The sequence below is a fragment of the Pontibacter coccineus genome (genome assembly GCF_030546575.1).
Lineage (GTDB): Bacteria > Bacteroidota > Bacteroidia > Cytophagales > Hymenobacteraceae > Pontibacter > Pontibacter coccineus.
On sequence record NZ_JAUOTN010000004.1, the window covers coordinates 111,875 to 125,751 of the forward strand.

Genomic DNA, 13,877 nt, shown 5'->3' on the forward strand with positions numbered 1-13,877 from the left:
AGCATTCAAACAAAGGTATAGAATAGATGCCCCTGAGTCTACAACGGTTGCTTTTGCCTAAAAATAAACCGGCAAACGCCTGATATGAGGGGGCTAACGGGCAATTTTTGTCTACCAAGGGATGCAAAACAAAAGCGCCATACCTGGGGGTCAGGTATGGCGCTTTCACAAAGGCTGGATCAGGACTTATAAGTCCTCTTCGCGCACCAGCATGAGCACAGCCGACTGCGGTACGATAAAGTACTTCTCGCCGAGGTAGTTGATCTCGATAGCATCGCGCTGCAGGTAGATGGCCAGATCGCCCTCTTTTATCTGAAGCGGCAGGTAACGCACCTGTTCCTGCTCCTCGTCGCCAAGCACCTCGTCCTCAAAGCCATAGTCGGCGGGCATCGGATAACCGGGGCCGACTTTCATCACGTAGCCTTCCTGCACTTTTTCTTTCTCCTGCACGCCCGGCGGCAGGTACAGCCCGCTCTTGGTCTGCTCCCGCGAGCTTTTCGGTTTGATCAGCACACGGTCGCCTACAATGATGATCTTCTCCAGTTTGTTGCCTTCTGAAATTCTCATGGATATAGTCTGCATGATTAAATGGGGTCTGCGGTCACTTTAAAGCGCATGGCCGCCTTGATGGCTATGTCGCGTGTGATGGGTTTGGCAATGGCAGCACTTGTCTTTACAGTATAGGTTTCTCCTTTAATGTACTTATCGAGCTTGGCGTTGGTCGATTTCAGCTCGATGGCTTTGACGCCCTTGGGCACCTCGTTCAGGTAGGCGATCTTCGTCTCCTCTCCTTTGTCGTTGCTCAGGTAGATCTCGATGCTGCGCAAAAAGTCGAAGTTTTCGTCGGCCGGATCCGAGATCGTAAGCGTCAGTTTATTCAGGCTCACGTCCTTTACCAGCTCAGCGCGGGTCTTGTTGTTCTTAAACGTCTCCGTCGAGTTCGTCTTGACAGGTATAGGCGACAGCGGTGTTATCGCGCCTATCGGAAAGTTTGACTCGATGCGGATGGTCTCTTCCTGATCGATGTAAAAGGTGAGCAGATCGTCTACCTTGTCGCAGGATGTTCCTATAAACGTGAGCAGCACAAGTACCGCCAGCAGCATTTTCTTCATAAAGGGTAAAATTTAAAGTGCTCTCTGTTAATTAAATAATACACTGCAAGTCTATAAAAGGAGAGCAGCCTTGCGGGCTGCCCTTCCTGTATGCCTGCACAGCGTACAAAATTAAGTAAAATGATCGAGAGTAAAGAAATACTAGTCAAACATGTCGGCGGCACGGGTGGTGTCCGGGCCATGCTCAAGCCAGCTCATCGGGTAGCTTTTGTCCATCAGGCCCACCGCCTCCTCGGTCAGGTATAGCGGCTTGAAGGTGTCGATCATCACGGCGTACTCGTGCGTTTCTTTCTTGCCGATGCTCGCCTCCACTGTGCCCGGGTGCGGGCCATGCGGTATACCGCCCGGGTGCACCGTAAACGAGGCCCTGTCCACGCCCTTGCGTGACATGAAGTCGCCGGCCACGTAGTAGAGCACCTCATCGGAGTCTACGTTAGAGTGGTTGTAGGGCGCAGGTATAGCCTGTGGGTGATAGTCGAACAAACGCGGCACAAACGAGCAAATCACGAAGTTATGCGCCTCAAAGGTCTGGTGCACGGGAGGTGGCTGGTGGATGCGGCCGGTAATAGGCTCGAAATCGTAAATGGACAGCGCGTATGGGTAGAAGTAGCCGTCCCAACCCACCACGTCAAACGGGCTGAAGTCGTAGTAGTACTGGTGCAGCATGCCGTCTTTCTTGATCTGCACCAAATGCTCGCCGCCCTCGGTGTACTCTATCAGCTCGTGCGGGGCCCGGATGTCGCGCTCACAGAACGGCGAATGCTCCAGCAGCTGCCCAAAGTGGTTGCGGTAGCGGCGCGGCGTTTCGATCGGGCTGAACGACTCGGTGATCAGCAAGCGCACCGGTCCGTCGTTGAAGTGGAACTGGTGGATGATCGTGCGCGGAATGACAATGTAATCGCCTTCGCGGAACTCCAGCTTGCCCATCTGCGACAGCAGCACGCCGCTGCCCTCATGCACAAACACCACCTCATCGGCATGGCCGTTTTTATAGTAGTAGTCCATCTTCAGTTCCGACGGGTTGCAAATGCTGATGGCCACATCGTTGTTGAGCATCATGGTTTTGCGGGCGCTCAGGTAGTCGGTGCCGGTGATGGTCTGGTCGAGTGTTTTGAGGTGATGCGGGGCCAGCTTTATACCTTCGGCAATTTTAGGCGCGTAAGGTATAGGCTCCCCGATGCGGGTGATGCGCGTTGGCGGATTCTTGTGGTAGAGCAACGACGACAGGCCACTGAAGCCCAGCGTGCCCACCAGCTGCTCGGCGTACAGACTGCCGTCTTCCTGCCTGAACTGCGTGTGTCGCTTTTGCGGGAAAGAGCCCAATTTGTGATAGTAAGCCATTCCTTTTCTTTGGTTATGGTTTTAAAAGCTACCCCACCGGGCGCTCTTTTCTTTTACAGGTATAAATTTTGGTCTGTTATACGCCTCCCTTGGCCAGACGCTGCGCCTTTCCGAACTGGCGGAGCGCTTCCTGAAACTCCTCGTCCTTTTCGTGCAGGATCGGGAAGAAACCCGGATTGCCGTACACGCTGCGGCCGATAAAAGCCTTTACGTTGTTGCGCAGCAAAGCATCCGAGCGCTTGTACTGCGCCTCGTCATACGTCACCTCCGACTGAGATGCCATCTTGAGCAGGTCTTTCATCATCTTGTCCGACACGTTGAAGGATTTGATGAATTTGTCCATCTGCATCTTCTCCAGGTCTTTGCGGTTGTCGTTGTAGTAAGCCAGCGCATACTCACGTATCACGTTCTTGCTATACAGTTGGCCCAGGAAGTCGGAGATCTCAGTCGTGTCACGCGCCACAAACACATCGGGCATGATACCGCCGCCGCCATACACTACGCGGCCTTTGCCCGTCTTATACTTGAGCGAATCCACAAACAGGCTACTGTCCGGGTGGAAGTACTCGCCGTTCTCGAAACGGTTCAGCATGTCTTTCTGGTAATCTTCGGTGCCGGCCACGTACGGCTTCTGGATAGAGCGACCGCTAGGCGTGTAGTAGCGCGAAATAGTCAGGCGCAACTCCGAGCCGTCATTTAAAGGTATAGGCATTTGCACCAGCCCTTTGCCGAACGAGCGGCGACCCACGATCAGGGCGCGGTCGTTGTCCTGCAGGGCACCAGCTACAATCTCGGAAGCGGAGGCACTGCCCTCGTCCAACAGCACAATGACCGGGTTATTTTCAAAGTCGCCTTTGGTGCGCGCAAACGACTTGGAGTCGTAGCGGGAGCCTTTGCCATCGGTGTATACGATCATCTTGTCGCCGGCTATGAACTCGTCGGCCATGCGGGTGGCGTGGTCCATGTAGCCGCCGGGGTTGCCGCGTAGGTCCAGAATCAGCTGTTGCATACCCTTTTTCTTCAAGGCCGAAAGCGCCACTTTAAACTCGTCGAAGGTATTGGAGGCGAAGCGGCTTACCTTGATGTAGCCCGTGTTGTTGCTCACCATGTAGCTCACATCCACCGACACGGTAGGTATTTTGTTGCGGGTAATCGTAAAGTCGAACGGCTTCTTATTGCCTTTGCGAAGCACCTGGATCTTCACGTCGGTGCCTTTTGGTCCGCGTAGCCGCTTGAAAACGCCTTCGTTCGTGATGCCGGTACCGGCTATATTCTCGCCATCTACTGTGATGATCTTATCGCCGGCCTGTATTCCTGCGGCCTCCGACGGACCGCCGCTCAGGGGCGTGATCACATAAATCGTATCCTTGAAAATGTTGAACTCCACACCGATTCCCTCAAAGTCGCCTTCGAGGTATGAGCGGGCCATGGCCAGGTCGGCGGCCGGAATGTAAGAGGTATGTGGATCGAGTTTCTCGAGCATCTTGGTGATGGCGTGGTCGGTGAGTTTCTCGGTATCCACGGTGTCCACGTAGTCGCGGTCGATGTAGCTGAGCACGTCCCGAAACTTCAGATAAGCCTTGGCCGTGCTTTGCGGGTTGGTGTCGGAAGGGGAAAAAGTATTGGCGCCGATCAGCACCCCCACCACCAGGGCCAGGGCAATGTACAGGGGCAGCCGCACCTGAAAGGGTGTGTTGCGGGGTTCGCCCTGTCCGTTTGTTTCCGGCTCCTCCTGCGGGTTATGTTTGGTTTCTTCGCTCATCTCAATCTCTAAAAACGGTTAAATATAAAGCTAAGCGGGCGCTTTTGTGCAGCTTTACGGAGATAAATATTCACGCTTCTCTATGCAAGGCTTCTTTGTAAGTATACCTGCATACGCTATAGCTTGTTATTCTTTCAACAAAGCTTTGGTCGGGTTTTATTCCATTTTAGTATAAAATAATGCTGTAGCGGTGATTTGCTTTGCCAGCGGGGTTGTCTTTGCTAGCATAGCTACGCCTTCCGGCGGGTGTAGTATGTGGTATAGCTATGGCATTTTTAGGTATAGCAACCTGTATTGCTTTGTGGCTTCGCCTGTGCGGCGGGCACTCACTTTTTTCCTTGATGAAAAGAAAGAGGGCCCCTACCCCCAGTAAGCAAAAAAATCAAGACGCTCCAAATCGAGGGCCCCTACCCCCACTCGCTGACCGCTCGAACAGTGGAGCGCCATAAAGGTGCACCTGGCTAGAGTGATCTATTTCATCGGTTCCGGGGCAAGTCAGTCTTGCTATACCTGCCAGTGGTCTGTGTGGTCTCTTTTACAAGACTTATACCTCTGGATTGGCAGTTACAGATTCCCCGCCTTGGACTACTGAGAACGAGAGTTCGAAAGTAGCGAGCATAGCTCTGAGGGGTTAGGTGTGGTTGGACCCGGTACAGCACAGGAACGGCTATAACTACAAGGCTCTGCCTGACAATTAAGCAGCGGCAGAAATTCCCCTGTGGGGTAGGAGCCCTCTAAAAAGAGAGGGGTGGGGTGTTTTATAGCAACCGATTAACCTCCCTTCAACCAAGATCCTTTCAGGATGACAGAATGGAAAGCATAAGCCAAAAGTCCCCCTTGGGAGTAGGGGCCCTCGACAAAGAAGGGGGCAGGGGAATGACAATCGTGCACAACTCCTTCCCCTGTTCTTAGGGGAAGGCTGGGATGGGGTAAATTTCCTACAAAGCGCCTATACCTGTAAAATGGCAACGGCCGAAATTCCCCTTCCTGGAGAGGCAGTTAAAATCTTGTGTGAAAATCCTGTAAATCCCTGAATCCTGTAAATCCTTGGGGTAGGGGCCCTATATAAAGATTCAGACAAGCTATACCTCTGCGGCCCCCAGGCGCTGTGCGGTCTTTACCCTCTCCGGCATTAGCAGTCCGTAAATCCTGATCCCGCCAAATCACTACAAATCCCGATTAAATCCCTTAACTTTGTATTTTTAAGTGTAAGCCTCCTGTTAGTGAGTAACAGCGGCAACTAATCAGGTAGAATGGCGAGAATTTTAGGTATAGATTATGGCAACAAGCGGGTGGGGCTGGCAGCGACCGACACGCTCCAGATCATTGCTTCGCCACTTGAGACCATACACGCCAAAGATGTGATTACCTACCTGAAAGCCTATACCCAGCGCGAGCCCGTAGAGGCTATGGTAGTAGGCATGCCCCGTCGCCTGACCGGCGAGGCAACCGACGCAACGCCACACGTTATCGGTTTTGTGCGTAAGCTGCAAAAGGAGTTTCCGGGTATACCGGTGCATACCGTGGACGAGCGCTTTACCTCCAGCATGGCTCAGAAAGCAATGCTGGCCGGTGGACTTAAGAAAAAGGACCGCCAGGACAAAGGCACCGTGGACCGCGTGAGCGCCGCCATTATTTTACAGTCGTATTTAGAAAGCAGAGCAATATGATTTACCCAATTACCGCCTATGGCGACCCGGTGCTGAAGGAGCCGGCGCAGGACATCCCCAAAGACTACGAAGGTCTGAACGAGCTGATCGAAGACATGTATACCACCATGTACCATGCACACGGTGTGGGCTTGGCTGCCCCGCAGATCAGCAAGAGCATCCGTCTGTTCGTGATTGACTCGGAGCCCATGATGGATGAGGGCGACGAGGGCAAAGGCGTGAAGAAGGCGTTCATCAACCCGGAAATTATTGAGGAGGATGGCGAAGAATGGGGCTTTGAGGAGGGCTGCCTGAGCATTCCGGGTGTGCGCGAAGTGGTCTACCGCCCCGAGCGCATCGTGATCCGCTACTTCGATCAGGACTGGAACGAGCACACCGACACCTACGATGGCATGACAGCCCGCGTGATCCAGCACGAATACGACCACATTGAGGGCATCCTGTTCACGGATCATCTGACCGGACTAAAGAAGCGCCTGATCAAGAACAAACTGACGAAAATATCAAAAGGTGAAGTGGACGCGGATTACCGCATGAAGTTCCCGGTGAAGCGATAGGCTATACCTTACTATAAAACAAGAGCGCCTGCCCCAGAGATGAGGCAGGCGCTTTTTTTATGGTTTAACTACACTTTCACACTATTCTGTTACGGTTAATGTATAGGTGTTTACCATGTTGAAAGGTTCTCCTCCGTATGGATTCGGCCATATGTACTCCTCTCCGTTTGCAATTGCCCCGTCTTCAGCTGCAGTTAGTTTGATGTTTATGGTTTTCTCAGGGTTGAAGCTACCTGTTTTGTTAATTTGTAAAACCTGGTAGCTATTGCCTTTAAAGGGCTGATCAAAATGCCTTGGGTCAAGCTCCAGTTGCGCTTCTTTCTGGTAATGCACTCCATCCTCTGCTGTACCAGAAAATGAAAGTGAGATTTTCTGAGGCTGTGTGAAGGCTCTGTCTGCCATTACAGTGAGATAGAATCGGCCCTGATTGTCAAGATGCGCTATATTAACTGTTCGTGTTACATCTCTTTCATTTTTCTTAAATAAACCGAAAACTGGCTTCGGCGTTATATCTTGGTAATCAATGGATAGGCTAGTTTTGGGTAGTACTACCCCCTTCTCATAGCTGTAGACTTTTATTTCGAACGTGCTATTGCCCTGGTACACTTCATCCTTGTCTACCCGCAGGCGTATAGTTCTTTTTCTTTCCCCAGCAGGTATGGGTAAGCGCGTCAAATTTCGTTGCTTGCCATCCACCTCTGCAGTAAGCCATCCGTCATCATGACGGATCTCCCTGTCCATAAACATTGCAGCCCCTTCCAGGTATAGGTATTTAAGCTCTTTGTAAGTTCTGTCTATCTCAACAGTCACTTCTACAGCCTCGCCCCCTTCCACAAGCGTCTGGCTGGAGCTACGCACGGTTACCTGCAAATCAGCGGGATTTACAGAATCATCATCGTTGCAACTGGTTAAAAAAATGCTCAGGTATAAGCCCAGGACGAATAGTATATTAGATTTCATAGGCGTTTGGATAAGGGGGTTAGTAAACATTGGTATAAATATATATTCCTGAAAGACAAGATGCTAGCAAGCAATATCCATACCATATTCACTATATCCTATGTATTAACCCCAACACCTTACTCTATCCAGCTGAACAGCCTGTTCCAGCGCACTTTTTCGAACAACTCCGCTTTGTCATCCACCGAAAACCAGGTGAATAGAGGTTTGCCTACAATATGGTCTTCCGGCACGAAACCCCAGTAGCGGGAGTCGAGGGAGTTGTGACGGTTATCGCCCATCATGAAGTAGTAGTTCTGTCGGAAGGTATAGCTTTTCGCTTCCTGCCCGTTCAGGTATAGCCTGCCGTCACGCACTTCAGCCTTTTCGTTTTGCTCGTAGTCCAGGATGATCTTCTCGTAAAGTGGCAGCGTTTCGGGTGTGATGGCTACTGTGGCGCCTTGTTTCGGTATATAAAGCGGGCCGTAGTTGTCACGGTTCCAGCCAGAACTGCCAAAGATATCCGGTTCCACCTCGCCGGCCTGCATCTGCTGTAATTCTACCTGCCGGATAAAATCGAGCGAGGCGAGTTCTTCCGCAACGGCAGGCGTGGTGTGCAGCATGTAGCCGCCCGGCACAGGGTATACGTCGGTTATAGCGCGCTCCTGGAAGAACTTCGGCTGCAGCACCTTATCACTTGCTACGAAGTAGGCGTACTGCATCTTCTCCGGGTTGTCGAGCGGCTGGCCGTTCAGGTATAGCTGCCTGTCGCGGATCTCGAGCGTGTCGCCGGCTATACCTACACAGCGCTTCACGTAGTGCGTCCGCTGGTCCACCGGGTGCGCAGCTTCATCCGGAAAGTTAAACACGACCGGGTCGTTGCGCCTGATGTCGGAAAAGCCTGGAAGGCGCGTCGACTCCAGTTGCAACGCATCAGAATAGGCTGGAAGATTTGTGCCCCAGATGGTTTGGTGCGTGAGCGGTACTTGCAGCGGTGTGATCGGGGTACGGGGGCCGTAATGCAGCTTGCTCACAAACAGGCGATCGCCCACCAGCATCGATTTCTCCATGGAAGAGGTAGGTATAGCGTAGGCCTCAAACGTTGCCCAGCGAAAGAACGTGGATACGACTACGGCAAACATCAACGCGTTACCCCACTCGCGCAAGGCACTTTTGTTGGCTGGCCTACCGGCCGGTTTCTTCTTCCAGAATTGTAGCTGCATTTTCTAAGTATAGTAGGTTTACTATACTTTAACTGTATTACAGGTCAGCATATTATACCTGCTGCAATGAAAATTATCAGGCTATACCTACGGGATAAGAATACTCCCGAACCACTGCCTGTTATTATGCCTCTTACCTGATGACGTAAGAAAGATGTGAATTACTTCAATAGCTGCAGCGTCTTCTCATCAGCCTCGCCTTTATAATATTTATCCAGCACGGCTTTGAAGATAGAGTCAGCGCCAGGCACAGCAGCAAACAAGGTCATGCTGGAGCGCAGTTTCAAGTCGTCGGGGTTTCCTAAAATCTGGTTAGCTGTTTTCTCTTCCAATGCCAACATGGCTTTAGAGATCTCCACCAGGCGCGGCCCCAGTACGGGGTGCTGCAGGTATAGCTGGGCTTCTTCCAAATCTTTGATGGCATAGAAACGGGCGGTTTCACTGTAGCCCAGGCCCTGCAGCTGCGGAAAAATGAACCACATCCAGTGGCTGCGCTTGCGGCCGCTTTTTATTTCGGAAAGCGCCTGCTCGTAACTGCTGGCCTGCGCGTCCAGGAATCGGTTCAGGTGATCGGGTGTTTTCATATCAAGAGGTATAGCGTTACTGACCACTTCAGTTGTGGATACTGCATGTACGCAGCAGGTAGTTGGCAGTATACTCCCTGCCACTTTGGATCAGGCTGTTTTTCTCCTCCTTTGACATTTTCCTGATGCGCGGGCTTATACCGACCGATGAAACAGAAACCGTCCTGGCCCAGTCAGCCTCGGTCAACTCATTCCGGTTTAGGTTCTCGATGACCAAGGTATAGAGCGCAGCCATATAATCATTCAGACCCCGTATTTCGATGGGCACCAGCTCTTTTGTCAATGCGTCGTTCTCAATCTGCGAATCCGAGTCTATCCTCACACCCACGGTGCTGTGGTTAGGTATACGTTGCTTTCTCCCGGCTGAGTCCGCTACTACAGTATCGAACATCGTGATCGGGAAATTGCCGATGATGCCGCCATCCACCACCACATCCAGGTGCTGGCCTGCATCCGGCTTTTTGTACACCCTCCCATCACTGTCTATAAAGACGGCCTTGAAATAGAGCGGTATGGAAATCGATATTCTGACCGCGTCTTTCACTTTCATGTTCGGGTAAGTCTCCCTGGAGAGAACGAGCAGCCGCTGCCTGTTCAAGCTGGTTACGGTGATGTACAGGTCTTTATACCCCAGGGCGTTCAGCTCCTGAAAGGTGATGTCCGGATTGCCCGTTTTTTCTTCGATCAGCTTGGCGGTCCAATCCGTGAATTTGTCACCCCGATACCAGCCATACAGCTTGTGCATGCGCACAAAGCCGCCGATGAACATAAAGCGGCCATCATTGAATTTCCTGAACTGCGTGGACGAGATGATGTCCGCAATCTCTTCGGCGGAATAGCCCAATGATACCATCATGGCCGTAATGGCCCCGGCCGATGTGCCGCCGACCTTCTCTATGCCCTGCAGTTTGCCATGCCGCTCCAGTTCACTGATAACGCCGGCATAGGCAATGCCCCGTATACCTGCCCCTTCAAAAGCCAGGTTCCTGATCTCACAATCCTGGCCGTATACCTGCGGAGCGAGCAGGCAGAAGAGAATGGCGAGCCTAACATAATTCTTCATAAGCAGATGGGTAAATTCATGACGGTGCAGGATCTGGCAAACGGCAAGGTCCGTCGCTTCTGCCTGCCAGGCACGAACAGAGAACTGTCCAACCGATTGCTATACAATATACAAATTCCCTAATTCTTCGTACACCGCAGGTATGGCTTTCCGACAAATCGCTGTACTGCTCCTCTTTATGTTCTTGCTCCCGCTCACCGGGCATGGCTGGGGCTTTTTCGCGCACCAGCGCATCAACCGGCTGGCCGTCTACACCCTACCGCCCGAAATGGTGGGTTTCTACAAAAAGCACATCCGCTACATCACCGAAAACGCCGTGAACCCGGACCGCCGCCGCTATGCAGTGGCCGGCGAAGCACCGCGTCACTACATCGACCTGGACGTGTACGGCGACAGCGCCCTCTACAAAATGCCCCGCTTCTGGCAGCAGGCCGTGGAGCGATATGGCGAGGATACGCTCATGGCGCATGGCATTGTGCCCTGGCACATCAACCGCATGAAGTTTCAGCTTACGCTGGCTTTCAAAGACCGCAACCTCGACCAGATCCTACGCCTCTCCGCCGACATGGGCCACTACATAGCCGATGCCAGCGTGCCGCTGCACACTACCCGCAACTACAACGGACAACTGACGGGGCAGCGCGGCATCCACGCCTTCTGGGAAAGTCGCCTGCCGGAGCTGCTCTCCGACAACTACGACTTTTTTGTGGGGCAGGCGCAGTACATAGAGCAACCGCAGCTCAAGGCATGGGACATTGTCGCCAGCGCCCACCTGGCCCTCGACTCTGTGCTGGGTTTTGAACGGGAACTGACGCTGGCGTTTGACGAAGAAAAGAAATACAGCTACGAAGTGCGCGGCAACCTGACCACCCGGGTATACTCCAGAGAGTTTTCCGAAGCCTACCACCGCCGGCTGAACGGGCAGGTGGAGCGGCAGATGCGTCTGGCCATTCACCACGTGGCCAGCTACTGGTTCACGGCCTGGGTAGATGCCGGTCAGCCTGACCTGCGCGGATTAGCCACTGCTCTCTCGGCAGAAGAACAGGAACGCCTGCGCATGGAGTTGAAGGAATACGAGCAAGGACCGCACCTGCCACGCGAGGAAGGCGAAACCCACCTATACCGAAACACATGCATTTCAGGGCGAAAAGAGTAGCTCCTACTGCTTCCCGCAAAAGCTCAGAATCTTTACTGGCGTCTATACAACAACGAGCATGTGGTGTTATGCAAAGGATGTAAAATTACCTAACTTGCCTCTGCAACCTACTCACTCACCCATGAGCTATACCTATACCTTCTTAAAGCGCTTTGCGCTGTTCTTTACGTTAGCAACCATCGTTAGCCTGCAGACCTCGGCGCAGCAAAACACGGCTGCTACACTGCAAAAGCTCGACGCCTATTACCAAAAAGCCCTCAAAGACTGGGATGTGCCCGGCATGGCCATCGCCATCGTACGGAACGACTCCGTGATTTTCGCCAAAGGCTATGGCGTGCGCGACCTCAAGGCAGGCGGGCAGGTAGACGCCAACACCGTGTTCGGCATCGCCTCCAATTCCAAGGCCTATACCGCCGCCGCGCTCGGCATCCTCGTGGACGAAGGCAAGCTCAACTGGAACGACAAGGTAACCAAGCACCTACCCTGGCTGCAGCTCTATGACCCTTATGTAACCCAGGAGCTCAACATCGAAGACCTGCTCAGTCACCGGGCCGGATTCCGCACCTTCAGCGGAGACTTGCTCTGGTACAACACCACCTACAGCCGCCGCGAGATTCTGGAGCGCGCCCGTCATCTGCAGCCTGCCTACAGCTTCCGGGACGGGTATGGTTACTCCAACATCATGTTCATCGCCGCCGGCGAGGTGATAGAGGCCGTGTCAGGCCAGAAGTGGGAGGATTTTATCAAGCAACGCTTCTTCACGCCGCTGGGCATGAACCGCTCCTATACCTCCGTGAACGAGCTGTCTGGCAAGGATAACGTTGCCTCTCCGCACGGAAACGATGAGAAGAACAAACCCTACCCGACCAAATTCACAGCCTGGGACAACTGGAACCCGGCGGCAGGTATATTCACGAGCGTGAACCAGCAGGCCCAGTGGATGCGCCTGCAGCTCAACCGCGGCACGTACAAGGGCCAGAAGATTTTCAGTGAAGATGCCAGCCGCATGATGTGGACTGCGCACAACGCCCTGCCTATATCCAAGCAAGCCGAAGCCAACGTGCCTTCCACGCACTTCTCGGCCGCTGGCCTGGGCTGGATGTTGAACGACTACGAAGGTCGCAAAATAATAGCACACGGCGGCGGTCACGAAGGCATGAACAGCCGCACCGTACTGGTGCCCGAGGAGAACCTCGGCATCGTGATTTTAACCAACAGCATGAGCGGCATTATGTCGCCGCTGGCCAACTATACCCTGGACCAGTTCTTCGGAGTGCAGAACGGTCGCGACTGGAGCCAATTTTCGCTCGACAACACGGCCAAAGCCCGCATGGCGCAAGAGGAAGCTACTGCCAAAGCCCCTAAAGAAAAGACGCGCAAGAGCAAGCCGAACATGGACCTGGAGGCTTATGCCGGCACTTACAACAGCCCACTTTACGGCGACGCTACCATCACGGTAAAAAACAAGCAACTGGTGTTGGATCTGGTTCCGGCCCCAGCCCTGGGCGGCAAACTCACGCACTGGCAGCACGATATCTTTGACCTGGAGTGGAAAAACAACTTTGCCCTGCTCACGCCTACCAAAGTGCGCTTCATCGTAGGGCCGGACGGCAAAATCGCTGAGATGCGACTGGACTCAAATAACCCGGATTTCCATTTCAGCGAACTCGAGTTCAGGAAGGTGAAGTAAGAAATAACAGGATTCCTATACGCAAATCGGGCCATACCTTCTGCAAGGTATGGCCCGGTTGTTTTGTGATCCGAACTAGCTTAGTATGCTACAACCACTGAAATAATGCTGGCAACAGCAAAATAACCAGCGATTACAATGTAAGCAAGCGCATCATCGTCGTAGTAGAGTTTTTTCATGAGTGACAACCTTTTAAAAATGAGTAGATCTTTAAATTACCTTTGGCCGCCGTTGATTCTATTTACGAGGTATGTGTACAAATGTTGTACTATTTACAAAAATTATATTATTTTATATATATGAATATAGAGATATTGATACGTTTCTAGCTTCCAGGCATTTATACGCACACTGTATACTCTTTATAGGGTAACGTCACCAGCCACTTGCAGGATGTTTTCATCCGGGTGTCAATTAGTGTTATAAACACGAAGGGCGATGCTCTAAAGCATCGCCCTTCGTGAGAAATATGTTTGTAAGCTAAATTACACTACTGTTACTAGTACGCTACTGATTACACCACCTAGTACAAAATACACAGCAACAATTACATTAGCTAAAGATTCATTAAGAGTAAATTTTTTCATGACAATAGAACGTTTTAAGGTTTAGGTTAGACTTAATTATTTTAAACATAAAAAAATTCACTTCCAGTAAAACATATTCATATTTTTTCTGGAAGACATTGCAAATGAATATTAAATTATTATCATATGCAAGTAATTGAATATAATTTCTGTTTATTATAACAATACCCACACCACCTGAGTCACTCCCTAC

12 protein-coding genes are annotated in these 13,877 nt (G+C 52.0%); 4 read left to right on the top strand and 8 right to left on the bottom strand.

The features are described from left to right. Window positions 1-186 precede the first annotated feature (186 nt). The 4 genes from Q4E40_RS10470 to Q4E40_RS10485 form a co-directional block, all read right to left on the bottom strand. Window positions 187-567, bottom strand: a complete 381-nt coding sequence (locus tag Q4E40_RS10470; protein ID WP_188500598.1) for a co-chaperone GroES — start codon at window positions 565-567, stop codon at window positions 187-189. A 17-nt stretch (window positions 568-584) separates the two neighbouring features. Then, window positions 585-1,112: a hypothetical protein gene (locus Q4E40_RS10475; protein ID WP_303412019.1), complete on the bottom strand. Its 528-nt coding sequence runs from the start codon at window positions 1,110-1,112 to the stop codon at window positions 585-587. A 141-nt stretch (window positions 1,113-1,253) separates the two neighbouring features. Continuing rightward, entirely contained in the window at window positions 1,254-2,453 is a 1,200-nt protein-coding gene (locus Q4E40_RS10480; RefSeq protein ID WP_303412021.1) for a homogentisate 1,2-dioxygenase, read from the bottom strand. A gap of 76 nt (window positions 2,454-2,529) precedes the next feature. Further along, window positions 2,530-4,215 carry a S41 family peptidase gene (locus Q4E40_RS10485; RefSeq protein WP_303412023.1) on the bottom strand — a complete coding sequence of 562 codons (1,686 nt, stop codon included), beginning with the start codon at window positions 4,213-4,215 and terminating at the stop codon, window positions 2,530-2,532. Window positions 4,216-5,468: 1,253 nt separating this feature from the next. Between Q4E40_RS10485 and ruvX the strand changes: the two genes are divergently transcribed. Together ruvX and def are read left to right on the top strand one after the other, a co-directional pair. After that, window positions 5,469-5,885: a Holliday junction resolvase RuvX gene (ruvX, locus tag Q4E40_RS10490; protein WP_303412025.1), complete on the top strand. Its 417-nt coding sequence runs from the start codon at window positions 5,469-5,471 to the stop codon at window positions 5,883-5,885. Continuing rightward, the gene (gene def / locus Q4E40_RS10495) at window positions 5,882-6,442 is read left to right on the top strand and encodes a peptide deformylase (RefSeq protein ID WP_303412027.1); all 561 of its coding nucleotides are present in this window, start codon (window positions 5,882-5,884) and stop codon (window positions 6,440-6,442) included. Before ruvX ends, def begins: the two co-directional genes overlap by 4 nt. 81 nt (window positions 6,443-6,523) lie before the next feature. Here def and Q4E40_RS10500 read toward each other — a convergent pair whose 3' ends face one another. The 4 genes from Q4E40_RS10500 to Q4E40_RS10515 all read right to left on the bottom strand — a co-directional run bounded on the left by Q4E40_RS10500 (window position 6,524) and on the right by Q4E40_RS10515 (window position 10,251). Further along, the gene (locus tag Q4E40_RS10500; RefSeq protein ID WP_303412028.1) at window positions 6,524-7,402 is read right to left on the bottom strand and encodes a hypothetical protein; all 879 of its coding nucleotides are present in this window, start codon (window positions 7,400-7,402) and stop codon (window positions 6,524-6,526) included. A gap of 119 nt (window positions 7,403-7,521) precedes the next feature. Beyond that, the gene (lepB, locus tag Q4E40_RS10505; RefSeq protein WP_303412030.1) at window positions 7,522-8,604 is read right to left on the bottom strand and encodes a signal peptidase I; all 1,083 of its coding nucleotides are present in this window, start codon (window positions 8,602-8,604) and stop codon (window positions 7,522-7,524) included. Between the two features lie 161 nt (window positions 8,605-8,765). Beyond that, window positions 8,766-9,188 (bottom strand): DUF1810 domain-containing protein, encoded by a 423-nt coding sequence (locus Q4E40_RS10510; protein ID WP_303412031.1) that lies wholly within the window; start codon window positions 9,186-9,188, stop codon window positions 8,766-8,768. A 28-nt stretch (window positions 9,189-9,216) separates the two neighbouring features. Then, the gene (locus tag Q4E40_RS10515; RefSeq protein WP_303412032.1) at window positions 9,217-10,251 is read right to left on the bottom strand and encodes a patatin-like phospholipase family protein; all 1,035 of its coding nucleotides are present in this window, start codon (window positions 10,249-10,251) and stop codon (window positions 9,217-9,219) included. A 142-nt stretch (window positions 10,252-10,393) separates the two neighbouring features. Here Q4E40_RS10515 and Q4E40_RS10520 point away from each other — a divergent pair, with 142 nt between their 5' ends. Both Q4E40_RS10520 and Q4E40_RS10525 read left to right on the top strand, forming a co-directional pair. Then, complete coding sequence (locus Q4E40_RS10520) at window positions 10,394-11,407, top strand: zinc dependent phospholipase C family protein (protein ID WP_425475174.1); 1,014 nt, start codon at window positions 10,394-10,396, stop codon at window positions 11,405-11,407. Window positions 11,408-11,528: 121 nt separating this feature from the next. Further along, on the top strand, window positions 11,529-13,097 hold the full coding sequence (locus Q4E40_RS10525) for a serine hydrolase (protein ID WP_303412034.1): 1,569 nt from the start codon (window positions 11,529-11,531) through the stop codon (window positions 13,095-13,097). Window positions 13,098-13,877: the final 780 nt, after the last annotated feature.